The 23,215-nt window shown below is 72.6% G+C and carries 22 protein-coding genes; 6 read left to right on the top strand and 16 right to left on the bottom strand.

The genetic code is table 11. The annotated features are described in order from the left end of the window. The first annotated feature begins 118 nt into the window (after nt 1-118). Nucleotides 119-1,252, top strand: a complete 1,134-nt coding sequence (locus tag IE241_RS03760) for a M20 family metallopeptidase (protein ID WP_190020094.1) — start codon at nt 119-121, stop codon at nt 1,250-1,252. Between the two features lie 110 nt (nt 1,253-1,362). Here IE241_RS03760 and IE241_RS03755 read toward each other — a convergent pair whose 3' ends face one another. Next, on the bottom strand, nt 1,363-2,367 hold the full coding sequence (locus tag IE241_RS03755; RefSeq protein ID WP_190020093.1) for an ABC transporter substrate-binding protein: 1,005 nt from the start codon (nt 2,365-2,367) through the stop codon (nt 1,363-1,365). A 174-nt stretch (nt 2,368-2,541) separates the two neighbouring features. Here IE241_RS03755 and IE241_RS03750 point away from each other — a divergent pair, with 174 nt between their 5' ends. After that, nucleotides 2,542-3,339: an ABC transporter ATP-binding protein gene (locus IE241_RS03750; RefSeq protein ID WP_190020092.1), complete on the top strand. Its 798-nt coding sequence runs from the start codon at nt 2,542-2,544 to the stop codon at nt 3,337-3,339. Between the two features lie 17 nt (nt 3,340-3,356). Here the strand turns inward: IE241_RS03750 and IE241_RS03745 are convergent, their stop codons facing one another. The 4 genes from IE241_RS03745 to IE241_RS03730 all read right to left on the bottom strand — a co-directional run bounded on the left by IE241_RS03745 (nt 3,357) and on the right by IE241_RS03730 (nt 6,536). Then, on the bottom strand, nt 3,357-4,517 hold the full coding sequence (locus IE241_RS03745) for a serine hydrolase domain-containing protein (protein WP_190020091.1): 1,161 nt from the start codon (nt 4,515-4,517) through the stop codon (nt 3,357-3,359). Then, nucleotides 4,514-5,062, bottom strand: coding sequence for a cupin domain-containing protein (locus IE241_RS03740; protein ID WP_190020090.1), 549 nt, complete (start codon nt 5,060-5,062; stop codon nt 4,514-4,516). Before IE241_RS03740 ends, IE241_RS03745 begins: the two co-directional genes overlap by 4 nt. A gap of 110 nt (nt 5,063-5,172) precedes the next feature. After that, nucleotides 5,173-5,841, bottom strand: a complete 669-nt coding sequence (locus IE241_RS03735) for a hypothetical protein (RefSeq protein WP_190020089.1) — start codon at nt 5,839-5,841, stop codon at nt 5,173-5,175. Continuing rightward, entirely contained in the window at nt 5,841-6,536 is a 696-nt protein-coding gene (locus IE241_RS03730) for a sigma-70 family RNA polymerase sigma factor (protein ID WP_190020088.1), read from the bottom strand. The genes IE241_RS03735 and IE241_RS03730 overlap by 1 nt, the downstream gene beginning before the upstream one ends. A gap of 213 nt (nt 6,537-6,749) precedes the next feature. Between IE241_RS03730 and IE241_RS03725 the strand changes: the two genes are divergently transcribed. After that, the gene (locus IE241_RS03725) at nt 6,750-7,574 is read left to right on the top strand and encodes an SAM-dependent methyltransferase (protein ID WP_190020087.1); all 825 of its coding nucleotides are present in this window, start codon (nt 6,750-6,752) and stop codon (nt 7,572-7,574) included. A 31-nt stretch (nt 7,575-7,605) separates the two neighbouring features. Here IE241_RS03725 and IE241_RS03720 read toward each other — a convergent pair whose 3' ends face one another. The 5 genes from IE241_RS03720 to IE241_RS03700 all read right to left on the bottom strand — a co-directional run bounded on the left by IE241_RS03720 (nt 7,606) and on the right by IE241_RS03700 (nt 11,906). Beyond that, entirely contained in the window at nt 7,606-8,814 is a 1,209-nt protein-coding gene (locus tag IE241_RS03720) for a hypothetical protein (RefSeq protein WP_229898724.1), read from the bottom strand. Nucleotides 8,815-8,882: 68 nt separating this feature from the next. Beyond that, nucleotides 8,883-9,269: a GntR family transcriptional regulator gene (locus IE241_RS03715; RefSeq protein WP_190020086.1), complete on the bottom strand. Its 387-nt coding sequence runs from the start codon at nt 9,267-9,269 to the stop codon at nt 8,883-8,885. Between the two features lie 48 nt (nt 9,270-9,317). Further along, complete coding sequence (locus tag IE241_RS03710) at nt 9,318-10,316, bottom strand: ABC-2 membrane transporter-related protein (RefSeq protein ID WP_190020085.1); 999 nt, start codon at nt 10,314-10,316, stop codon at nt 9,318-9,320. Beyond that, nucleotides 10,313-11,260 (bottom strand): ABC transporter ATP-binding protein, encoded by a 948-nt coding sequence (locus tag IE241_RS03705; RefSeq protein ID WP_190020084.1) that lies wholly within the window; start codon nt 11,258-11,260, stop codon nt 10,313-10,315. Before IE241_RS03705 ends, IE241_RS03710 begins: the two co-directional genes overlap by 4 nt. 115 nt (nt 11,261-11,375) lie before the next feature. Further along, nucleotides 11,376-11,906: a CGNR zinc finger domain-containing protein gene (locus tag IE241_RS03700; protein ID WP_190020083.1), complete on the bottom strand. Its 531-nt coding sequence runs from the start codon at nt 11,904-11,906 to the stop codon at nt 11,376-11,378. A 132-nt stretch (nt 11,907-12,038) separates the two neighbouring features. On the opposite strand from IE241_RS03700, the gene IE241_RS03695 reads away from it, so the two are divergent. The 3 genes from IE241_RS03695 (at nt 12,039) to IE241_RS03685 (ending at nt 13,887) form a co-directional block, all read left to right on the top strand. Continuing rightward, nucleotides 12,039-12,761, top strand: a complete 723-nt coding sequence (locus tag IE241_RS03695) for an AzlC family ABC transporter permease (RefSeq protein WP_190020082.1) — start codon at nt 12,039-12,041, stop codon at nt 12,759-12,761. Further along, nucleotides 12,758-13,069 (top strand): AzlD domain-containing protein, encoded by a 312-nt coding sequence (locus IE241_RS03690; protein ID WP_168094501.1) that lies wholly within the window; start codon nt 12,758-12,760, stop codon nt 13,067-13,069. Before IE241_RS03695 ends, IE241_RS03690 begins: the two co-directional genes overlap by 4 nt. 95 nt (nt 13,070-13,164) lie before the next feature. Continuing rightward, nucleotides 13,165-13,887, top strand: coding sequence for an RraA family protein (locus IE241_RS03685; RefSeq protein WP_229898723.1), 723 nt, complete (start codon nt 13,165-13,167; stop codon nt 13,885-13,887). A 284-nt stretch (nt 13,888-14,171) separates the two neighbouring features. Here the strand turns inward: IE241_RS03685 and IE241_RS03680 are convergent, their stop codons facing one another. From IE241_RS03680 to IE241_RS03655, 6 genes are all read right to left on the bottom strand, one after another. Then, complete coding sequence (locus IE241_RS03680; protein WP_190020081.1) at nt 14,172-15,971, bottom strand: S9 family peptidase; 1,800 nt, start codon at nt 15,969-15,971, stop codon at nt 14,172-14,174. A gap of 132 nt (nt 15,972-16,103) precedes the next feature. Then, a complete protein-coding gene (locus IE241_RS03675) occupies nt 16,104-17,174 on the bottom strand; it encodes a hypothetical protein (RefSeq protein WP_190020080.1) in 1,071 nt (356 codons plus the stop codon). 448 nt (nt 17,175-17,622) lie between these two features. Further along, nucleotides 17,623-18,693 carry a hypothetical protein gene (locus IE241_RS03670; RefSeq protein ID WP_229898722.1) on the bottom strand — a complete coding sequence of 357 codons (1,071 nt, stop codon included), beginning with the start codon at nt 18,691-18,693 and terminating at the stop codon, nt 17,623-17,625. Between the two features lie 542 nt (nt 18,694-19,235). Further along, nucleotides 19,236-20,639: an MFS transporter gene (locus IE241_RS03665; RefSeq protein ID WP_190020079.1), complete on the bottom strand. Its 1,404-nt coding sequence runs from the start codon at nt 20,637-20,639 to the stop codon at nt 19,236-19,238. Nucleotides 20,640-20,835: 196 nt separating this feature from the next. Then, nucleotides 20,836-21,480 carry a hypothetical protein gene (locus IE241_RS03660; RefSeq protein WP_190020078.1) on the bottom strand — a complete coding sequence of 215 codons (645 nt, stop codon included), beginning with the start codon at nt 21,478-21,480 and terminating at the stop codon, nt 20,836-20,838. A 491-nt stretch (nt 21,481-21,971) separates the two neighbouring features. Continuing rightward, nucleotides 21,972-23,198 carry a cytochrome P450 gene (locus tag IE241_RS03655; RefSeq protein WP_190020077.1) on the bottom strand — a complete coding sequence of 409 codons (1,227 nt, stop codon included), beginning with the start codon at nt 23,196-23,198 and terminating at the stop codon, nt 21,972-21,974. Nucleotides 23,199-23,215 lie beyond the last annotated feature (17 nt).

Genomic DNA, 23,215 nt, shown 5'->3' with positions numbered 1-23,215 from the left:
CAGCGATCTGGCCACACCGGTACCCCCCGGTATGTCAGCTTAGGTAAGCCTAAGCTATTTTTTGCCTATCCGTGAGAGTCTCCCACCACAGGGTGCGGAACGAACAGGAGCACCGATCATGACCGCGGCCGACGGCCTCAAATCCGCCCTGCGCGAGCGCGTACTCGCCCACCGCGACGACCTCCTGTCGCTCAGCCGGCGCATCCACGCGCACCCCGAGACGGCCTTCGCCGAGCATCAGGCCGCCGCCTGGTGCGCCGACTTCCTGCGCGGGCACGGCTTCGACGTCACCGCGCCCGCCTACGGCCTGGACACCGCCTTCGCCGCGACGACGGGCTCAGGGCCGGTCACGGTGGCCGTCGTCTGCGAGTACGACGCTCTGCCCGGCCTCGGGCACGCCTGCGGCCACAACCTGATCGCCGCGGCCGGTCTCGGCGCCGCCCTGGCCCTCGCCCCGCACGCGGACGAACTGGGCCTGACCGTACGGGTCCTGGGCACGCCCGCCGAGGAGCGCGGCGCGGGCAAGGCGCTGATGCTGGAGGCGGGCGCCTTCGACGGCGTCGACGCCGCGATGATGGTGCACCCGTGCCCGTTCGAGGTGGCCGAGTTCCGCTCGTTCGCGCTCGGCACGCTCTCCGTCGCGTACACCGGCAAGGCCGCCCACCCGAGCCTCAACCCGCACGAGGGCCGCAACGCCGCCGACGCGCTCACCGTCGCCCAGGTCGCCCTCGGGCTGCTGCGCCAGCAACTGCCCCCGCAGTGGAAGGTGCACGGGGTGACCACGGGCGCGGGCACGGCGCCCAACCTGATCCCCGACCGCGCCACGGCCGAGTACGAGATCCGCGCCTCGGCCGCGGAGGACCTCCGGGAGCTGCGCGAACGCGTCGAGGCGTGCTTCCGCGCGGGCGCCCTGGCCACGGGCTGCGAGGTCGAACTGACCCGCCCCGAGCCCGACTACCTCGACTTCCGCACCGACGCGGAGCTCATCGCGCTCTGGCAGGACAACGCGCGTGCGCTGGGCCGGCCGGAGCCGCTGCAGCGGGACGCTTTCGCCTGCACGGACATGGGCAACGTCTCGCATGTCGTGCCGTCGATTCACCCGGTGCTGGACATCACCGGGGGTGCTTGCGGGCCGCACGAGGCGGAGTTCGCCGACGCGGCGGTTTCGCCTCGCGGCGAGCAGGCGGTCCTCGACGGGGCGGTCGGCATGGCCTGGACGGCGGCCGACTTCGCGGCGGCGCGCCGCGCCTGACCGCTTCGGGGCTCCGCCCCGGACCCCGGTCCTCAATCGCCGGACGGCTCTCTTCTGTGCCGGGCCGGCGATTGAGGATGCGGCGGGCCGGCGATTGACGCCGGAGCGCGTCAGGACTTCGCCGACAGCGCCTTCACGATGTCGTCCACGACGACCGTGCTGGCGATCGGGCCGCCGCGCGTGGACCAGACCGAACCGTTCACCGTCACGGCGTGGTTCTTCTTGACCGCGCCCAGGTCCTTGTACGCCGGCTTCTCCTGGACGTCCTTCAGCGCCTTCTCACCGTCGGAGGTGAGGGTCGACAGGAACAGCCAGTCGCCGTCGATCTCGTTGATCTTCTCCAGGCTGAGCGCCGGGGTGTGGGCGTTGCCGTCCTTGTCCTGCGTCTTGGGGCGCTTGAGGCCCATGTCCAGGGCGACGCCGCTGGCGAACTGCTTCTTCTCCATCCAGCTGGGGCCGTCCGGGTTCCAGCGGACGATGCTGACCTCGGCGCCCTTGTTGTCGCCCAGGCCCTCGCCGGCCTTCTTCGCCTTGGCCTCGTAGTCGCCGATGACCTTGTTGGCGTCGTTGATCTTGTTCAGGGCGTTGCCGATACCCCGGAAGGAGAGCTTCCAGTCGTCGGTCGGGGCCATGGTGACGAGCGTGGCCGGGGTGATCTCGCGCAGCTGCTTGAGCATCTGCTCGTCCTGCATGTCACCGGCCAGGATGAGGTCGGGCTTCGCGGCGACGACCTTGTCCATCACCGGCTGCAGCAGATTGCCGACGACGTTGATGTCCTTGACCTTGTCGGCGAGGTAGGCCGGCGGCTTGCTCAGGCCCTGGCCGTTGGTGATGCCGACCGGCTTGACGCCCAGCGCCAGCACCGCGTCCAGGTCCTCCTGGGTGAGCGTCACGATGCGCTTGGGGTTGGCCGGGACCTTCACCGCGGTGCCGGTCGCGTCCTTGACCGTACGGGTGCCGCCGCTCGCCTCGGAGGCGTTGTCGGACTTGCCGTCCGAGCCCTTGTCGGAGTCGGAGCCACAGCCGGTGACCAGCAGCGCGGCCGCCCCCACAGCGGCGAGCACCTGCACCGCGCGGCGCGGGGCGAAGGGGAGGAGGCGGTTGGGAGTGGTCATCAGAAAGCTCCGGGCGTGGGTGAAGAAGGGGACGGAAAGGAATGGCAAAAGGACAGCGGGCAGCATGAGGAACCCCTCGCACCGGCCCGCAATGGACATTAGGTTAGCCTTACCTTAAAGCTCTCCTCATGGGAGGGTCCATATCAGCCGGCGATCTTCTGGAAAGGCCCGCCTGTGGAGCTCCGCGTCGAACAGCTCATCGCCGGTTACCCCGGCCACCGCGCCGTGGCGGGAGTCGACCTGACCATCCCCTCCGGCCGGGTCGTCGCGATCGTCGGCCCCAACGGCTGCGGCAAGTCCACGCTGCTGCGCTCCGTCGCCCGGCTCCACCAGCCCGAGTCCGGCCGGGTCTACGCGGGCGACGCCGACATCTGGCAGCTGAAGCAGCGCCAGGCCGCGCACCGCATCGCCCTGCTCCCCCAGTCGCCCCTGGCCCCCGAGGCCGTCACCGTGGCCGGGCTCGTGCGCTACGGGCGCCACCCGCACCAGGGCCTGTTCCGCCAGTGGTCGCGCGACGACGAGCGGGCCGTCGAGGAGGCACTGCAGGCCACCGGCGTCGCCGCACTCGCCGGCCGCCGGCTCGACCAGCTCTCCGGCGGCCAGCGCCAGCGCTGCTGGCTCGCGATGGTCCTCGCCCAGGAGACGCCGATCGTCCTCCTCGACGAGCCGACCAGCGCCCTGGACATCGGCCACGCCGTCGAGGTGCTCGACCTCGTCCGCGAAGTGGCCCTCGCCGGCCGCACGGTCGTGATGGTCCTGCACGACCTCGCGAGCGCCGCCCGCTACGCCGACACCGTCGTCGCCATGAAGGACGGGCGCGTCGTCGCCCACGGCGCCCCGCGCGACGTCGTCGACACCGCCCTGGTGCGCGAGCTGTACGGGATCGAGGCCGACATCCTGGAGGCGCCCGCCGACGGCTCCCCCGTGGTGGTCCCGGCCCGGCGCGCACCGGTGGCCGCGGCCGTCTCGTAGGCCGGGCGCGCCGTCCGTCAGAAACCGGCCGCGTACCGCCAGAAGTCCCGCATCAGGGCGGACGGCGTCGGTCCGGTCATCAGGACCTGCGTAAGCAGGATCGCGACCAGCCCGGTCGACGGCACGATGTGTGCGGCCGTCCCGGTGCCGCCGACCCAGCCGTAACGGCCCGGCACGTTCCACGGCTCGGCCGCCGTGATGTCGACCGAGCCGCCGTACCCCCAGCCCTGGCCCTCCAGGAACAGCGCGCCGCCCTCGCGCTGGGCCGGCGTCAGGTGGTCGGTGGTCATCCGCCGTACGGACGCGGGCGACAGCAACCGCTGCCCACCGGGCCCGGTGCCCCCGGCGAGGAGCATCCGGGCGAAGGCGTACAGGTTACCGGCGGTGGAGACGAGCCCGCCGCCCGCGGCCGGGAACGCGGGCGGGCGGCTCCACTCCCCGTCAGGAGGGTCCACCGGCTCCGGGCCGCCCTCGCCGCCCTCCGGAGCGGGCCGGTAGAGCGTGGTGAACCGGCCGAGGTCCGCGGCCGGGACCGAGAATCCCGTGTCGGCCATGCCCAGCGGTTCGAAGAGCCGCTCGGCGAGGAAGGCGGGCAGGGAGCGGCCCGCGGCCCTGGCGATGAGCACGCCCAGGATGTCGGAGCAGGTCTGGTAGAGCCAGGCCTCCCCCGGCTGACGCAGCATCGGGATGCGGGCCAGGTCCGCCAGCCACGCGTCCGGCAGCGGGGCCTGCTGCGGGGCCAGGAGGTGCCGGTGCGCCTCCTGGTGCAGGAGCACGACCGCCGGCAGCGAGAAGTCGGCCGGGAAGCCGTAGCCCGCGCGGAAGGTGAGCAGATCTTCCACGGTGATGGGGCGGGCGGCCGGGACCACGTCGTCGACGGCCGCGTCCGGCGTACGGACCACGACCGGCGACGCGAGCTCCGGCAGCCACTGTTTCACCGGGTCGCCGAGCGCCATCCGGCCGTCCTCGATCAGCATCATGGCGGCCGCGGCGATCAGGGGCTTGGTGAGCGATGCGATGCGGAACAGCGAGTCCTGCGCGACGGGCGCGCTGCCCGGGCCTCCGGCCGAGCCGGTGGCCTCCGCTTCGGTGCGGTCGCCGCGCGCGACCAGCGCCACGGCGCCGGGCACCGCACCGCCGCTGACGTACGGCCGGAGGACCTCGCGCAGGCCCGTCACGATCCCGCCGCGGGCCCGGCCGTCCGGAGCGGAGTGATCTGCTCGATGTCGTAGCGGACGCGCAGCTTCGCGATGGCCTCCAGGTCGACCGGCGGGCCCGCCTCCAGGATCTCGAAGAGCTCCTCGAAATAGCGCTCGTGGTCGGGCGGCGGCGAGGCCTGGAAGAACATCCGCACCGGCTCGGACGTCGGGTTGGCGAAGGCGTGCGGGCAGCCCGGCGGGACGAGGATCACCGTGCCCGTGGTGGCCCGTGCGTACCGCTGGCCGGCCGCCGAGCGCCACTCCCGCCAGTGATCCGGCGTCCGCACGAGCGGCTCGAAGGCGAGCACGTCCAGCTCGCCCTCCAGGACGTAGAAGAGCTCCTCGCTGCGGGTGTGCAGGTGCGCGCCGACGTCGAAGCCGGGCGGGACGACGACCTCGAAGCTGGAGGCCGCGCGCGAGTGCTCCCCCGTGACCTTGAAGGTGACCTGCTGGGCGGGGCTGACGAGGGTGCGGCCCCCGCCGGGTGGCACGACGAGACCGTCCTGGGCTGAGATCAGGGTCATCGCGGCGGTCCTTCCCGGCGGCGCTCCACGGCGTGGCGGAACCACGGCGTCCGATATTCCGTAGATTTCCCGTTCGGACCACGCGGCACCCCTGCCCTCACCCGTACGGGTCACACCTCGCGGGACAGCCGCTCCACGAGCCCGGGGTCGGGCTGCGGGATCTCACCGAACTCCTCGTCGTCGCCGTCGACCGTGAGGCGGTTGACGACGCTCTCCAGAGCGGCGGGCAGATGGGGGGTCAGGCCGCTGTGCCACTGGATGAGCAGTTCGTGGCGGGCCGCGTCGGACAGGAGCTTGCGGCGGCCGTGCACCCCGGACGCGGGGCGCGGGGGCTCCTGCGGGTCGTGGGCGGCCTGGGCGCGCCAGAAGGCTGCGTCGCGGAGCTCGCCGTTGCGGCGGTGCGAGAGGTGGAGGCAGTACGCGGCGGTACGGCTGCCGCCGCCGGCGGCGAACTGCCACCAGAAGTCGGCCGCGCGGGTGTGGCCGACCACGTGCAGCAGGCACGCGAAGACGAGGGCGCCTTCGGGGTCGATGCCCCGGTCGTCCGCGAACCGTTCCAGGCTGCCGGCCGCCTCGACGGCGTTGATCACCAGGACGCAGGCGAGGTCGAGCTCGTGTGCGGCCTCGTCACGGGCGGCGGGACCGGCCGGGGCGGGCTCCACGGCCGGCCGGCGCCGCCGCGGGCGGCGCCGGCTCTCGAACGCCACCGCGATGGCGCGGGCGTCCGAGGCCAGCATGGCTTCGATGGCGTCACCCTCGGTGTCGTGGCTGCGCGGCATTACTTCCCCCTGCCGGAATGCTGGGCCTCTGACGGGACTTCTAACGCGGATAACGCGACAGATACGGTCGATCCGATTGATGCGGATGATGCAGTCGATATGGATGGTGCGGTCGATACGGATAGTGCGGGTGATACAGATGCCGAGGACAGCGCCGCGGCGACCTTGCGCTTGGCGTGCCCGATGAAGGAGCGCGCGGCCGCCCGCTCGACGCCGAGCAGGTCCGCGACCTGGGCCACGGTGTAGCCGATCAGCAGGTTCAGGACGAGGGCGTCGCACTGCCGCTCGGGCAGCCTGGCCATCGCCGCGTACAGCGCCATCCGGCCCTCCAGGAGCCGGAACCGCCGGCCGCGCTCCGGCGCCCGGGCGTGCGCCGCGCAGTGGAGGGCGCCCGCCGGCAGCGCAGCGCCGCGCCGGTGCCGGGCCGGCCAGCCCGCCACGTGCTCCTTGAGCAGCGACCAGGCGTAGGAGTCGGCGGAGGGCTGGCGCAGTGCGTGCGGCCACTGCGCGCACAGCCGGTCGAAGACGGCCTCCGTGATGCGTACGGCCGCTTCGGCGTCCCCGGTGTGCACGTAGGCGTATGCGCCCCACCTCTGCTCGTGCAGTTCGCGGAAGGCCGTGAAGGCGATCTCCATCCGGCGCTCGGACGGGAGGGTGGTCCCGGCGGGCGCGGGTGTCCGACCGCTGTCTCTCATGGGCGCCTCTCGTCGCGTCTTCTTCTGCTTCTTCTGCTGCTGCTTCTGCTGCTTCGTCCGCTGCTTCGTCTGCGCTCTTCCAATGAACCGGAAAAGCAGACCCCGCCGTGCCACAACCCCGCAAAAAATCTGGCTCTCCGGATCGGCGCGGTTACTCTCCAGTGACCCGGGACAGGTATGGGGCTGTCGTAACGCCACGGGGAGGCAGAGCAGATGGGCGAGGCCGGCGAGGAGCCCGTGGTCGACCTCCGGCTGGACCGGGCCCATTCGGCCCGTATCTACGACTACTTCCTCGGCGGGCGGACCAACTTCGCCGCCGACCGCGAGGCCGCACGGCGGATCCTCTCGGTCTTCCCGGCGGCCGGGGTCGCCTGCCGGATGAACCGGGCGTTCATGCACCGGGCCGTGGGCCATCTCGCCCGCGAGGGGCTGACCCAGTTCCTCGACATCGGCACGGGCATCCCGACCTCGCCCAACCTGCACGAGATCGTCCAGGGGATCCGCCCCGCCGCCCGCATCGTCTACACGGACAACGACCCCATCGTCCTCGCGCACGCCGCCGCGCTGCTGCGCGGCCGCCCCGAGGGCCGCACGGCGTACGTCCAGGCCGACATCGCCGTCCCCGGCAGCGTCCTGGCGGCGCCGGAGCTGCACGCGACCCTCGACCTCCGCCACCCGGTGGCCCTCACCCTCAACGCCCTGCTGCACTTCATCCCCGACGACGGCCGCGACCGCGCCCACGCGGTCGTCGAGGGCCTCAAGGCCGCGCTGCCCGGCGGCAGCGCTCTCGTCATCACGCACGGCACCTCCGACTTCTCCCCGCTGGCGATGGGCCGGGTCACGGACATCTACGCGCGGGCCGGGACCCCGCTCCAGCTGCGCAGCGCGGCCGAGTTCCACCGCTTCTTCGACGGCTGGGAGCTGCTGGAGCCGGGCGTCACGCTCGCCCACCGCTGGCGCCCCGGCAGGCCCGGGGACCCGGGACTGCCCACGGCCGCCGAGGCCGCCTGCTACGCCGCGATCGCCCGCAAACCGTGACCTGCGCACCCCACATATCGCGTACCTCCACTCATATCGCGTACTTCCACACCGTGAGCATGAAGGCGCCGTACCAGCAGCCGAAGAGCGTGGCCGCGCACAGGACGGTCACCGCCGTACGGGTGCGGGCCGCCGCCAGCGCGCGGGCCACGGGGACGAGGAAGAGGACCGCGGGTATGAGCAGCCGCAGCTTGGAGTGCGAGTAGTTGCTCTGGGCCAGGGTGAGGACCACGATGCCCGTGCCGTAGACGAGCAGCGGCGGCCAGGTGCCGCGGTGCCAGGTGAGCACGGTGGCACAGCCGAGGGCGAGGAGGAGCACGGCGGTGCTCACCGGGACCCAGCCCTCGCCCCGGCGCAGGGTCTCGCCGAGGAAGTCGAGGAAGGACGCCCCGTTGTCCCAGTGGGTGCCCCAGCCGGCCTCCTGGATGCGGAACCAGGCGCCGAGTTCGCCGACGCGCCGCCCCACCCACCACAGGTACAGCGGCGTGCCGAGGCAGCCGAGGGCGACGGCGGCCAGGGGCCGCGGGCTGAGGCGGCGTTCGCGCAGCAGGTGCAGCCCGGCGGCGACGGCGAGGGCTGCGACGACGGCCGCGGCGGCGGGCCGGGTCAGGCCGGTGAGCAGTGCAAGGATCCCGGCGGTGAGCCAGGCCTTGCGGTGCGCGGCGAGGAGCGTGCCGGCGGCCAGGGCGAGGAAGAGCGACTCGCTGTAGGACATGAGGAAGGACAGCGCCATCGGCTGTGCCCCGGCGAGCAGCACGATCGCGACGAGGGCGGTGCGCGCTCCGTGGAGGCGGGTCAGCAGGCGGTGCACGACGATCAGCGCGGCGAGCAGCGCGAGGTGGGCCGTGACGATGCCGGAGGTGCCCCAGCCGAGGCCGGTGACGGCGTGGACGGCGCGGATCAGCATCGGGAACAGCGGGAAGAACGCGAGGTTGTTGCCGGTGAGGCTGCCGTCGTCGGCGTAGGAGTAGCCGGGGGCGTAGCCGCCCTGGGCGATGCTCACGTAGAGGTTGCCGTCCCAGGCCAGCAGGCGCTTGCTCAGGGCGGGGCCGCCGGCGTCGCTCATGGCGGACAGGATCAGCAGGTGGAGCGCGGTGGTGCCCGCGTAAACGGCGAACGCGGGCAGCGCCAAACGGAAGATACGTTTCCCTCGCTGCTGCACGGACGGGTCCGACGGCTCCGGCGGGGTCGGTATCGCGCCGGAGCCGGCGGTGGAGGAGTCGGGTGCGAGAGCCGTCATGGGCGGTCATGCCATTTCGTCGGGGGCGTACGGAGGTACGCGGTGGGGGCGGTGCGGGGGCCGGGCCGTCACACGGCGGGGTAGTGCTCCACGCGGGCGGCCGTGATCAGCGCGGAGACGTCCGCCCATTCGAGGCCCTCCCCGTGGGCCCGGCGCATCCAGTCCGAGAGCTCGCCGCGCAGCGGGGAGTCGGCGAGGGAGCGGGGCCGCGCCGGGGAGGCGCTCACGAACGTGCCCACCCCGGGCCGGGGCTCCACGAGCCCGAGGTGTTCGAGCTCGCGGTAGGCCTTCAGCGTCGTGTTGGGGTTGAGCTTGGTGTCGGCGGCGACGCGGGCGGCGGTGGGCAGCTGGTCCCCCGCGGCGAGGATGCCGAGGCGCAGCGCCTCCTGGACCTGCTGGACGATCTGCAGGTAGGCGGCCATCCCGCTGTGCCGGTCGATCCTGAACTCGACCATGGTGCGACCCCCCTCATCCCGTCCCGGCGTGCTGCGACCCGGCGCGGCTCACAGCGGGCGCCGCCGGCCCCACCAGAGGGTGAGGGCGAGAAGGGCGACGGCCGCTGCCAGCACGAGCGCCGCGTAAGTCCACTGCATGCCGGGCATCTGGTCGTACCCGAAGTATTCCAGGCGCTCGGCGACGATGCCCTTGGCCCTGCAGTCCGCGGGGGTGCGCTCGTTGAAGCACGTGCCGAAGCCGTGGAGCCCGCCGTGCGCGTCCACGGTCCAGTTGTCGTGACGCACCGCGCCCTCGGGCAGCTTGGGCTGTCCCTGCTCGACCGGGTTGACGAGCACGCGCGGCTCCGGGAAGCCCGCCCTGAACCAGCCGGACAGGACGATGTCCCAGACGAAGGAGAAGCCGAGGGCGAGCCCCATGACGGTCAGGGTGCGGCGGACGAACAGGCCGAGCGCGGCGCCCACGGCGAGGTGGAGCAGGGCCAGGGCCACGGGCACGGGGCCGGTGTTGCCGAAGATGTTGTCCGCGTTCCAGTCGCCCGCGTTGACGAGCTCGTGCGCGGGTTCCCACCAGGAGGTGAAGGCGGCCGAGAGCGCCGCGGAGCACACGATGGTGATCAGCACCGCCATGCCGAGCTTGACGGCGAGCCAGCGGCCGCGGGTGACCGACTGGGTGGTCACCAGCTGCACGGTGCCGTGCTCGCGGTCTCCGGCGATCAGCGGGGCGCCGAGGAAGACGCCCGCGACCACGGGCACCATCGACATCATCCACGTGGCGTTCTGGAAGGGCTCGGCGTACGTCTGCTGGAAGACGTCGTACAGCTCCACCCCCGCGGTCGTGCGGGCGCGGTCGAGGAAGTCGTTCGTCGAGCCGCGCTGCCAGAGCATCTGCACGCAGCCGGCCGCGGTCAGCAGCAGGCAGGCCACGTAGGCCACGCGGTGCTGGCGCCAGACCAGCCACGGCAGACCCCGCAGGATGCGCGGCGGCTTCTTACCCTCTTCGCCGTCGCCGCCCTTCGCGGCGACGGACGTCTGTGCGACCGTGCTCATGCCGCCGCCCCCTCGTCTTCCTCGTTCTCTGCGCTCTCGGTACGGGCTGCGGCCGTGAGCAGGGGAGGCGCGGCGGGCGAGCGCATGTAGCCCAGCAGCACCTCCTCCAGGCCGGGTTCGGCGATCTTCCAGTCGCCCTCGATGCGGCCGCGGGGCCGGACGAGGGCGGTGAACTGGCGGCCCACGGCACGCGATTCGACGACGGTGTGCCGCGCGATCTCCGCCGGAACGCCCTCGGTGAGGTGCACGCCGGTCACCAGCACGTGGGCGGCGAGCAGCGTGTCCACCTCGCCGGCGAGGCGCACCCGGCCGCCGTCGAGGGCGACCAGGTGATCGCACATGGTCGCCACGTCGGCCATGCGGTGCGAGGACATCACGACCGTCGTGCCCTGCTCGGCCGCCTCGGCCAGCAGCAGGCCGCCGATCTCGTGGGCGGCGAGCGGGTCGAGGTCGGCCATGGGCTCGTCGAGGAGCAGCAGGCGCGGGCGCTTGCCGAAGGCCAGCGCGAGGGCCACGCGGGAGCGCTGGCCGCCGGAGAGGCTGCCGATGCGCGCGGCCATGGACAGCTTCCCGGACCGTACGATCCGCTCGGCCACGGCACGGTCCCAGCGCGGGTTGAGCTCCCGGCCCAGGCGCAGGGTCTCCTCGACCGTAAACCGGGGGAACAGGGGCTTGTCCTGGGTGAGGAAGGAGATGTCGGTGAGGCCGGGGGCGGCGGATACCGGCGCCCCGAAGACGTGCAGGCTTCCGGTCGTCGGGCGGACGAGCCGCCCGGCCATGCCCAGCAGCGTGCTCTTGCCGGCGCCGTTGGGGCCCACGAGTCCGCAGACCGCGCCGGCCGGGATCCGCACGGAGAGGTCCCGCACGGCCCAGCGGCGCCCGTAGCGCTTGCCCAGCCCCCGCGCCTCGACGGCCCAGCGGCTCGCGCCGTCGGCTGACGTCATCCCACCCCACCTACCCCGCCTGCTAATTAACTAGTCAGCTAGTGGAATGAGCATATAGGCCGCCCCTGCGCTGTCAATATCCGGTACAGAGTGAGGCGAAAGGTGCAATTCAGCCTTAGGTTGCCGCGCCTGCGGCCTTTCGCCGGGCCCGGTGGGCGGCCGCGGTCGCACGGTTGCCGCAGATCTGAGGCGAGCAGAAGCGCCGCGACTGGTTACGGGACGTGTCCACGAAGACCTCGGCGCAGCGATTGCCCACACATACGTGAAGCCGCTCCATGCCGCCGGTGGTCACCACGGTGAGCAGCCCCATCGCCGCGTTCACCGCGTACTGGTCGACGGCCGGGGCGTCGGGCGCGGCGACGTGCAGGTGCCACGACCCGTCGTGGTCGGTGTAGTGCGGCTGCGCGCGGCGGTCGGAGAGGACGGCGTTGAGCAGGGAGACGGCCGTCGCCTCGTCGGGGGCGCCGAAGACCTCGCGCAGCACGGGCCGGAGCTCGCGCGCGGCGGCGAGATCCGCTTCGGTCAGGGGGGCGGGCGGCCGGATGTCATGGGCGTCGAACAGGGCGGACAACGCCGCAACATCGGGCATTTTCTCCACATTGCGCACGATGCTGTAGGTATTGACCAGGTCCTCAGCCAGGGTCACCGAACCGTCCGAGTAACTAGTAAACCTCACCATGACTCCGTACTATTGCTGCTCGTAGTCGCCACCGCATCACCTACGGCGGCGCTGTTTCCTGTTGCCCGGTTGTTGCTCGCATGTCCGCGGAGGACGTCGATGGACTCGCAAGAGGCATTACCCGCCGACGGGTTGGCACCACCACGGGAAACGCCCGCCCCCGCCGCCGGATTCCGCGAGGAGGCACTGTACGGCCTGCGGGCCGCCGTGCCCCTGGCCGTGGCCGTCTTCGGATTCGCGGTCTCCTTCGGCATCGTGGCCCGCGCGGCGGGCATGGGGGTCCTGGCCCCGGTGGTGATGTCGCTGACCACTTTCGCGGGGTCCGCGCAGTTCGCCGCGGCCTCGGTGCTCGGCACCGGCGGCGGGGTCGCCGCCGCGATCGTCGCGGCCGTCCTGCTGAACTCCCGCTACCTGCCCATCGGGATCAGCGTGGCCCCGGCCATGACCGGCGGGGTCCTCAAGCGCTTCCTGTCCGCCCAGCTGGTGGTCGACGAGTCGTGGGCCGTGGGCCACGTGGGCAACGGCCGCTATTCGCGCGGCCGGCTGCTCGGTGCGGGCGTGCTGGTCTACGCCGCCTGGGTCGGCGGCACCGCGGTCGGCCTGCTGGGCGCCCACTACCTGGGCGATCCCGAGCGCTTCGGGCTCGACGTCGTCTCGCCCGTGCTGTTCATCGCCCTCCTCAAGGGCCAGATCACCAGCCGCAAAGCACTCGCGGCCTCCGCCCTCGGGGTCGCCATCGCCCTGTCGCTGGTGCCCTTCGCCTCGCCGGGTGTCCCGCTCATCGCCGCCACCGCCGCCTGCCTGCTGGGACTGAGGAAATGACCGGACTGTGGCTCGCCGTGCTCCTGGTCGGCGCCGTCTCGATGGCGCTCAAGGCGACCGGCCCCGTGCTGCTCGGCGGCGAGGAGCTGCCCGCGGCCATGCAGCGCGTGGTCACGCTCATGGCGCCCACCCTGCTCGCGGCGCTGATCGCCACCCAGATGTTCGGCCAGGGCAAGTCGCTGGTGATCGACGCCCGGGCCGTCGGGCTCGTCGTCGGGGCCTTCGGCGTCTGGCGCAAGTGGCCCACCCTGCTCGTCGTCGTGCTCGGGGCCGCGGCCACGGCCCTGACCCGGCTGGTGACCGGCTGACCGGGCCCGCGGGCGGCGCCCGCAGCCACGGCGGCCGCTCCCCCGGCCGCCCGCACCGACCCCCAGCCCCGCTCCCCGACCGGAAGGAGGCACCCATGGAGAACACGGAAGCGCCGCCCGTCATGCCGGCCGCGCCCGCCGCGGAACAGCCGATCGATACGCCGCCCACCACGGCCCTGTGGGACGCGGGCGTCCGCCTGGGTGCCGCCGTCACGCTGCCGCCCCTGCCGCTGGCACCGGTGGCGGCGGGCATGCGCTGCAGCGGCCCCCTGCGCCGCGTGCAGCACACCGAGGGCGTGGTCTCGATCTTCACCGGGATCGACGCGGCCGCCCCGGGCGACGTCCTGCTCATCGACAACTCCGGCCGCACGGACGAGGCCTGCGTGGGCGACCTCGTCGCGATCGAGGCCCTGCAGGCCGGCATCGCGGGCATCGTGGTGTGGGGCTGCCACCGCGACAGCGACGAACTCGCCGCCATCGGCCTGCCGGTGTTCAGCCTCGGCCCCTGCCCCGCCTCGCCCCGGCTCGGCCCCGGCCGCACCCCGGCGCCCGCCCTCCCTCCGTTCACGGGGCGGGACGGCGACGGCGTGACGGCCGACTCCGACGGCGTGCTGATCGTCCCGGCGGCGGCCCGCGCCGAGGTGGCCGCCGTCGCGGAGCGGATCGTCCGGGCCGAGCGCGCGCAGGCCGAACAGGCCCTGAAGGGCGTCAGCCTGCGCGAGCAGCTGGGCTGGGACCGCTTCCTGGAGCGCCGGCGCACCGACCCCGGCTATGCGTTCCGCTCCCATCTGGCCCAGGTCGACGGAGCACTGGAGTAGGAGGCGCACGGGACGTACGAGGGAAGGCCGCGCCGCAGCAGCAGCTGTCGGCGGGACCAGGGGTGGGGCTCCGGAATCCCGTCCCGGAAGCAGGGCGAGAACGTGAGCACGGCGAGTCCGTCCGCAGGTCGGTTCACAGGAGGTCCCCTTTCCTCATGACGTCGAGACCGGTGCAGGCACAGTGGGCTCCGGCCCGGTTCCCGGTGGACCCCCGCCGCCGGGGACCGGACCAGGGCCCACTGCGCCGGGCCCCCGGCCCGGCCGGGGGCGGCCCGCAGGACCGTTCAGGAGAGGGCCTGCGGAAGGTGGGCGCGCGCGAACTCCAGCTGCCGGCGGAACATCGCCACGCGCTCCTCCACGTCCGTCACGCTGTGGCCCCCGTCGTGGACGTGCAGGCCGTGGGCGATGCCGCGCCGCGCGAGCCGCTCGGCGTAGTCGCGGACCTGCTGTACGGGGCAGCGGGCGTCGTTGGCGCCGGCGAGGATGAGCACGGGCGCGCGGACGGCGTCGACGTACGTCAGCGGCGAGGACTCCCGGTAGCGCTCGGGCACCTCGTCGGGCGAGCCGCCGAAGAGGCTTCGGTCGAGCGCCTTGATCTCCTCCATCGCGCCGTGGTGGGCCGCGGCGCAGTCGGCGACCGGCGCGCCGGCGAGGCCCAGCGCCCACTCCCCCGGCCGGGTGCCGAGCGCGAGCAGCGTGAGGTAGCCGCCCCACGACCAGCCCGCCACGACGAGCCGGGCGGGGTCGGCCACGCCGTGGTCGACGGTCCACTGCCGGACCGCGGCCACGTCCTCCAGCTCGGTGAGGCCCACGCGGCGCCGCAGCGCCTCGGTCCATTCGCGCCCGTAGCCGGTGGAGCCGCGGTAGTTGACGCGCACGACGGCGAACCCGTGGTCGGTCCAGGCCGCGACGGCCGGGTCGAAGGCGTCCTCGTCCTGTTCGTCGGGGCCGCCGTGCAGCAGGAAGACCGTGGGGTGGGGGCCGGGCCCCGCGGGCGTGTTCAGCAGGGCGTGGATGCGGCCGCCGGGGCCGTCCACCCACAGGTCCCGGGCCTCGGCCGCCGGGGGCGGAGGCGCGTCCGGGAGGGGCAGCCGCGGGTCCTCCAGCAGGCCGCGGAACTCCGGGGGCCGTGCGGAGCTCGACCACAGCAGCCAGGCGTCGCCGCCGGGGCGGGTCCGCGCGTGGGCGATGACGCCGGGCGGGGTGCCGATGCGCTCCAGGCGACCACTGCCCAGGTCGTAGCGGTGGAGCGTGGAGCGGGCCTCGTGGTCGTGGACGACCAGCAGCGAGCGCGCGTCCTGGCACCACTGCACCGACACGTCGCCGGGCAGGCCGAGGCGCAGCTCGGTGCGCTCGCCGGTGCGCGGGTCGAACAGGACGGGTTCCCAGCGGTCGTCGCGCTGGTGCGTGAGCAGCAGGCGCGCGTCGCCCCGCACGGGCGAGAAGCCGACGGCCTCCAGGCCGCCGCCCTCGTCGTCGGCGAGGTCGGCCACCGTCGCGCCGTCGTCCGTGGCGAGGACGCGCACGCCCAGGTCCCACAGGTCGCCGCGCTCGCTGTGCGCGATGACGGCCAGGTCCAGGGAGCGGGAGAGGTCGACGGCGTAGGCCGGTTCGTCGTGCCGGTAGAGCCGACGGGCGGTGCCGCCGGGCAGGACGAGGTGGACCTCCGCGCCGTCCTCGGTGGAGCAGCCGAGCAGGGCGTGCCCGTCGAGGCCGACGGCCAGGCCCGAGGGCCAGTACTGCCCGGCGGACGGGACGGCCGGGGTGTCGGGGCCGCCGGCGAAGGGCTGGCGCATCCAGCGGCCGTATTCGTCGCCGTCGCCGTCGTCGAACCACCACACGGCTTCCCCGGAGGCCTCGACGGCGCACTGCTGGGTGCCGGCGGGGCGGTCGGTGACCTGCCGGAGCGTTCCGGCCGCGCGGTCCCAGGCGTACACCTGGGCGATGCCGGAGAGGTCGCTGACGAACACGCAGCGGTCGGGCGCGCTCTTGGCCCAGGCCGGCAGGGTGTGGCGGGGGGCGCGGAAGCGCCGTTCCCACACGGGCCCGTCGGCGAGGTGCGGGCGGGGGGCGGTCGTGGTCATCGAGGGGGTTCCTCCCGTGGCTGCCTGAGGTGTGCGCCCCCGCCCCTCGCTCAGCGGTCCGCCGCCGCCGGCGAGGGGCCGGGGCGGCGGGCGGACGGCGCGAGCGGGCGGGCGCCCGGTGGAACGGGTGCGTCAGTGGCAGCCGCAGCTCGCCGAGGTGACCCGGTTCATCCGGCGCCTCGGCCGCGCCTCGCCGGTCTCCGTCCCGGCTCCGGCGAGCGGTTCGGTGCCGCCGAGGGCGGTGACCGTGCTGGTGGAGCAGGCCAGCGTCAGCTGGTACGGGGTCTGCGGCAGGGCGCCCAGGACGATGTGCGCGCAGACGGCGGCCTTGCCGGCGGCAGCGGAGTTGCCCTCGGTGTTGAAGGGCAGCGGCTGCGTCCCGCTGCTCAGGCCGAACTCGACCCCGGAGACCAGCGCGTGGTCGGGGTGCTCGGCGAAGAGGCGCTCCAGCTCGGCCGCGGCCGTGCCGGAGCCCGGGGCTGCTGCCTTGAGGTCGGTGACAGCGCCGTTCTCCACGGTGAGCACCAGCGGGTAGTGCGAGAGGCCGGTCAGCTGCTCGTAGATCTCGTGGCGGCGTTCGGCGCTCGCGCTGCGGGCCCGGACGACGGGCCAGCCCTTGACGGTGACCTGGCCGGAGAGCCCGGTGCCGGTGAGGTCGGCGGCGAGGCGCAGCCGGCCGGTGGGGGCGGTGCGGACCGCGCCGGGCTGGAAGAGGCCGCCGTCGGTCCGCGACCAGGTCGGCCGGTCGTAGGTCAGCTCGGCGACGGAGCCGGTCAGCGCTTCCTCGATCTGCAGGCCGCCGGAGGAGGCGAGGGCCGCGGTGAGCTTGTCGGCGCGGGCCTGCACCTCACCGGGGTCGGCCTTCTCCAGGCCCGTCAGCACCGTGCCGACCTGGTCGAGGGCGAGCGGGCCCTGGCCCGCGCGGACTACGGCGACCGTGCGGCCGGGGCCGATGTCGGCGGACGGAGCGGTCAGCAGGGCGTCTGCGGTGGCGATCACAAGGACGTCGCAGTTGTCCGGGACCTCGGTGCGCAGGATGTCGCCCAGGGTACGGCCGGGGCCGGCGGTCACGGTGGCGCGCTGCTCGTAACGACTGCCGCTCTCAAGACGGAAGAAGTCGGCGAGCGCCTTTTCCATGACCAGTACGAAGTGTGTACGGCCGACCGGATACTGGCGGTAGGCCTCGGGGCGGACAATAATCATCGCGACACCACTCCCAGATATGCGTGTTGCGTGTCGGCGAGGCGGGTCGAGTCAGCACCTCGACCCGCCTCGCGCCAGGGCTGTTCAATTCAGCCCGTCACCCGGGTTCAGCCCAGCAGGGTCCCGAGGTAGTTGCTGTTCTTGCGCACCTTGATGGTCTTCTTCATGGGAACTCACCTCCCGCCAATGGCCATTGTTCTCGGATGGACTGCGGGGCGATTAGCCCAGCAGGGTCCCCAGGTAGTTGCTGTTCTTACGGACCTTGATGGTCTTCTTCACGGGAACTCACCACCCTCCATTGGCTCGGATCCGGCCGGGTACCGGGCAATTAGCCCAGCAGGGTCCCGAGGTAGTTGCTGTTCTTGCGCACCTTGATGGTCTTCTTCATGGGGAATCACCTCCCGTCTATAATGGATTTCGCGCTCCCGCCGCGTCCGCGGCCGGCCGCTCAGGCGGCCGGTGCGATGCGGACGCCCGGGGCGCCGCCTTTGTTGCCGAGCACCACTTCACCGCTCTCGGTGTAGACGGTGGTGTCAGGCGAGATGATGTCGAGGTGGTACTGGGTGAAGGGGGTGAGCCCCAGTCCCCAGTGCAGGCAGCCCTGATCGCCGCCGTAGACCTCGTTCATCGCGTGGTTGCCCCGGACGATGTCCAGGCTGGTGTTGAGGGCGTGACCGATCTCCCAGACCAGGGTGTAGCGGGAGTCGATCTCGAACATCGCCTCGAAGACCTCGGCGACCGGAGCGCCGGCGGGCCGGAACGGCCGGAGCGAGGAGATCGCTCCCTTGTGCACGTCGGCCACCACCGCCTCGTGCTCCAGCCCGGCCAGCTTGCCCTGCAGGCGGGCCTGGTCCTTGCGGAGGAACGAGGGCGTTCCGTTGTGCAGGATGGGGAATCCGCGAAAGGCGATGCTGCCTTCGAGCGGGAGGTGCAGCGACTCGTCGAACTCGACGATCTGCATCGGCAGGACGCTGATCTCGCCCGAGGGTACGATCTGCTGCTCGCCCCATTCAAGGGGGCCGGCCTGCTGATTCCAGACCAGTCCGTCGGCGAGGTGGTCCAGGACGGCGCGCGTGCCGTGCCGCTCGTCCACGTACACCAGGTGATCGGTGGATTCGGCGAGTTCGAAGAAGCGGTCGCTGAACTCCGCCTGCTCCTGGGCCGAGGTGCGCTCGATGACCCCGATGAAGTGGCGGATGATCCCCAGGTCCGTGGGCGTCGAGTTGCAGGCCATGCCCATCAGCTTGCGGCGCGGGCCGAGCGCCTCCTCGGACGGGGACTCAAAGAATCGGTAGGGCGAGATGACCAGCGAGTGGGAATTCTGCGGAACCGTTTCATCGGCGAGCATCTTCTCGAAGTCGTCGCCGGGCTTCAGGATGATCGTCCGGTACTCCGCGTAGGGGGCATCCCTGACGATTTCAAATTCCTGGACCATCTCCTGATTGGTGATCAGGCAGAAGATGCTTCCCTCGGCGGGACCGAACTGACTGAATCGAGCCGGGTTGATCTTGATTGCCATAATCGGCGATACCCCCAGGTGGCTGATTATCTGGACGCAAGAAAACAGCACCCGGCGAACCCCGCGCAATATGCCGGGGGGCAATGGCCGGAACATATGCCGGTTTGAGAAGCGGATCCACCCGTTTTGCCTGACTGGTGCGACTTGCCCGGCTCTATGGGCGTCTCGCGGTAGATAAATCCACGGCGTCCGGCGTCAACGGTGCCCGCACCACTGCGAAACAGACCGTATGCCCGCTTCACCCCTCGTCTCAACACACCCGCACGCACCCGGCCCCCTGTCCCCCCGGAGGGGAGTTCCGACCCCGGAGGCAAAGCGGAATCCCGCCGCCGCACGATTCCGGCCATGATCCAACGGGCGCTCGGCGTCCAACCGGCGGTCATAGGCCGGAATTCCCGGCTCCGCCCCACTGTGATGTGAATCACTCCTGACGCAGAGTCGGGGATCCGGGCATGAAAAACGCCGGGCGGTCACGCGCGGTCGGGGGTTTCCGCGCGGACCGCCCGGCTCGTGTGCCGCGCTGTCCTGTGAGCGTCAGGGCATTACGCGGCTGGCTTGGGGCGGGGGATGAACAGGCAGGCGAGGGCCGCGGCGGCCGTCGCGACGAGGATGAAGGCCCAGCCGTGGTCGAAGGCCGTGACGGCCTCGTCCGCGCCGGAGGGGGCCCCGATGAAGGCCACCAGCAGGGCCACGCCCAGCACGGAGCCGACCTGACGGGCCATCGTGACGACGGCCGAGCCCGTGGAGAAGCTCTGCGGCGGCAGTGCGGAGACGGCGGCGCCGACGAGGGTCGGGACGACCATGCCGACGCCGATGCCCGTGAGCAGCATGCCGGGCAGCAGGCCCGCGGCGTACTCGTGCGCGGTGTCGAGGCGGTAGATCCACCAGCCGATGCCGGCGCCGAAGAGCACGCAGCCGACCGCGGAGACCGCCGCGGAGCCGAACTTCTTGATGACGGGGCCCACGCCCATCGCGAAGGCGGGGACGAGGACCGGTCCGGGCGCGATGGCGAGACCGGTCTTCAGCGGCGACCAGTGCCACACCTGCTGGCACCACAGCACCGCGGACAGGAGCATGGCGCCGAAGGAGACGGCGAACAGGAGGTTCGCGAACGTCGAGGGCCCGACGGCGGGGATCCTCAGCAGGCCCAGCGGCAGGATCGGCGAGGCGTGGCGGGCGGAGCTGTAGACGAAGGCGGCGAGCAGCGCGATGGCGACCAGGAGCGAGCCGAGCACCTTGCCCGAGGTCCAGCCCCAGTCCTCGCTCTTGACCAGGCCGAGCGCCAGGACCGCGATGCCCAGGGTGAGCAGGGCCGCGCCGGTCAGGTCCAGCCGCGCGGCGGCGGGGCGTGCCGCGATGCGCGGCAGCACCTTGGCTCCGAGGAGGAGGGCGAAGACGCCGATCGGCAGGTTGACGAGGAAGACCCAGCGCCAGTCGAGCTGCGTGAGCAGGCCGCCGATGACGGGGCCGAGGGCGGCGGCCAGGCCGCTGATGGCGGTCCAGCCTCGGACGGCGGGGATCCGCTTCTCCGGCGGGGCGGCGGCGAGCAGCAGGCCCAGCGAGGAGGGGATGAGCATGGCCGCGCCGACGGCCTGCACCACGCGGGCCGCGACCAGGAGCCAGACGCCCGGCGCGACGGCGCACAGCGCGGAGGCGACGGTGAAGACGGCGATGCCCAGCAGGTAGGCGTTCCGGGGGCTGGTGCGGTCGGCGAGGCTGCCCGCCGGGACGAGCAGCGCGGCGAAGATCACCGCGTAGGCGTTGAGGATCCACGACAGCGATGCCAGCGAGGATCCGGAGAACTGTGCGCCGATGTCGGGCAAGGCGACGTTGACGATGAACATGTCGAGGTTGGACATCGCAACCCCGGCTACTACGACGGCGAACACCGGTCCGAAGGCGGGCTTCGTCGCGATGCCCGCCTGTCCGGCGGCAGTCTGAGTCATCGCTCTCCTCGCTAGTGAGTTGGCTTTTCCAACTGACGTGAGCATACAGCGTTCCCCGGGGTGTGCCGGTGTGATGTAGGCGTCACGGGGCGCATACGGCAGGACGGCCGCACCGGCCGAAAAGGGCCTGGTGCGGCCGTCCTGACGGTGCGTCGAACGCCGGATGCCGGATGCGGGGCGGGGCGGGGCCGGGGCGTCAGTCGTTGACGAGGTTGACGACCATCCCCACCACGATCACGAGGACGAAGGCGATGAGCGGGCCGCCGCAGCCGCCGCCCAGCAGCCACAGCGGGAGCCGCCAGGGCCGGCGCCCCGATGCGGCGCGACGGTCGGTGACCAGGGTCAGGAGGGCGGCGGGGGCGACGGCGGCCGTCACGCCCAGCCACCACCACAGGCAGGTGACCGGATGCCGGGTGAGGGCGTCGGCGTGACCCGGTATCAGCACCGCGGCCAGGACCGCGGCTGCGGCGACGGCGGCAGCGGCGACGGGTGCGGCGGCGGTGGGCGCCCACCGCCGGGCGCCGCCGAGGCCCGGGCGGCTTCCCGCCCAGCGGGCGAGTGCGGCGGTGGGGACGACCAGCGCTGCGGCCAGGAAAGCCGCCACGAGGGTCCAGGCGGCCGCGAAGAACGGGAGGAAGAGGATGCCGAAGGCGCCGCTGTCCTCCTCGGACGGATCGAGGGAGTCGGAGCCGGAGCCGGAGCCCGGGCCGGCGTCCGGATACACCAGCGTCCACAGGACGAACAGAGCGGCAGCGAAGGTCGCCTCGGCCACGAGGGCCCCGGTCGCCGTGACGAAGGTCGGCGGCGACCACAGGCTGTAACGTGCGGTTTCTTGCTTCACCGGGCCATCATGCGCCGCCGCCTGCGGCGCGCTCGCGCCAGGGGGCCCGCCCCGGATCCCACTGCCGCAACCCCACCGGAACGCCGGCGCCCCGCACCCCGGACCCGCCGCGACCGCGCCAAGCCACCCGACACGCGACCGGCGGTGCCGGACCCACCCGAGGTGAGCACGGCACCGCCGAAATCCGCCGTAGGGGCTGAGCACCGCTGCGGCGGAGGGGGGTGTGCGGTGCACCGGAACTGCTGCAGAGCCCGGCAGCGCTCCGGCCTTGACGGCTGCCGGCTGCCGGCTGCCGGCTGCCCCACCGTAACCCTGGTGCCCCGCACCTCGGACCCGCCGCGACGGCGCTCAGCCACCCGACACGCGACCGGCGGTGCCCAGCCCACCTGAAGTGAGCACGGCACCGCCGGACACCGCCGTAGGCGGCTGAGCACCGCCGCGGCGGAGTTGTTCGTGCGGGTATCCACGGGCCGGGCCGGAGGCCCCCCGGTTCAGGCCAGTTTCACCGGGAGCGTGGCGAAGCCCCGCTGGACCAGTTGGTCGCGGAACGTCGGTTCTCCCGCTAGGGCGATCCCCGGGAAGCGGCGCAGCACCGCCGGCAGGGCGGTCTCCGCCTGCATGCGGGCGAGGCCCGCGCCGAGGCAGTAGTGCGCGCCGCCGCTGAGCGTCAGCGCGTGGTTGCCCTTGCGGTACGGGTTGAACGTGCCGGGGTCGGCGTACTGCCGCGGATCGCGGTTGCCCGCGGCGATCAGGAGCGTGACCTTCGTACCGGCGGTCAGCGGGACGCCGAAGAAGTCGATGTCCTTGACGGCCATGCGGTTGAGGGCCTGCGCCGCGGGGTCGAAGCGCAGCACCTCTTCCACGTAGCCCTCCGCGAGGGAGTCGTCCTCGCGGAGCGCGTCCGCGTACTGCGGGTGCTCGATCGCGAGCCGCAGCGCGTTGCCGATGAGGTCCATCGGCGCCTCGGTGCCGGCGACCAGCAGCAGCATGAAGTTGGCAACGAGTTCTTCCTCGCTGATGCCGCCGGTAGTGTCGAGCTGCCGGACCATCTCGCTGACGAGGTCGTCACCCGGTTCGGCCCGCCGCTTGGCGACGAGGTCTGCGAAGTAGACGGCCAGTTCCTCCATGGCGGCGTCGCCGGGCCGGAGCTGGGCGAGGTCCTGGATGGGCTCCAGGGCAGTGGTGATGGCGCCGATGTGGCCCCGGAACCCCGCCTGCTCCTCCTCGGGTATGCCCAGCAGCTCGCCCATGATCGCCATCGGCACGCGGAAGGCGAACTCGGCCATGAAGTCGACGGGGTTCCCGTCCTCGCCGAGCGTGGCGAGCCGGTCCACCAGCCCGCCGATGAGGCGCTCCACCGCCGGCTGCAGCGCCGCGATCCGCCGCGGCGTGAAGCCGACGCTGAAGAAGCGCCGGTAGCGGTCGTGGTCGGGGTTGTTGCTGAAGAGCATGTTCTTGGTGAGCCACACCCAGGAGGAGTGGTCGCGCCAGCCCGGCATCATCGTGTCCTGCACGGACCCGTCGGTCGACAGGAGGGCCGGCTCCCGCAGCGCCCGGGCGCACTCGGCGTGCCCGGTGACCACCAGCTGGCCGGGGCCGAGCGGCAGCAGCGGCCCGTAGGAGCGCAGCGCCTCGTAGAGCGGGTAGGGGTCCCGCTTCCCGGCCGGGCTCAGCAGCGTCATCATCGCCTGACCGGGGTCCATCACCGGTGTGGTCATGTCACTTCTCCTAGCGG

This window comes from Streptomyces hiroshimensis (assembly GCF_014650335.1).
GTDB lineage: Bacteria > Actinomycetota > Actinomycetes > Streptomycetales > Streptomycetaceae > Streptomyces > Streptomyces hiroshimensis.
This window is presented reverse-complemented; position numbering and strand designations above follow the sequence as displayed.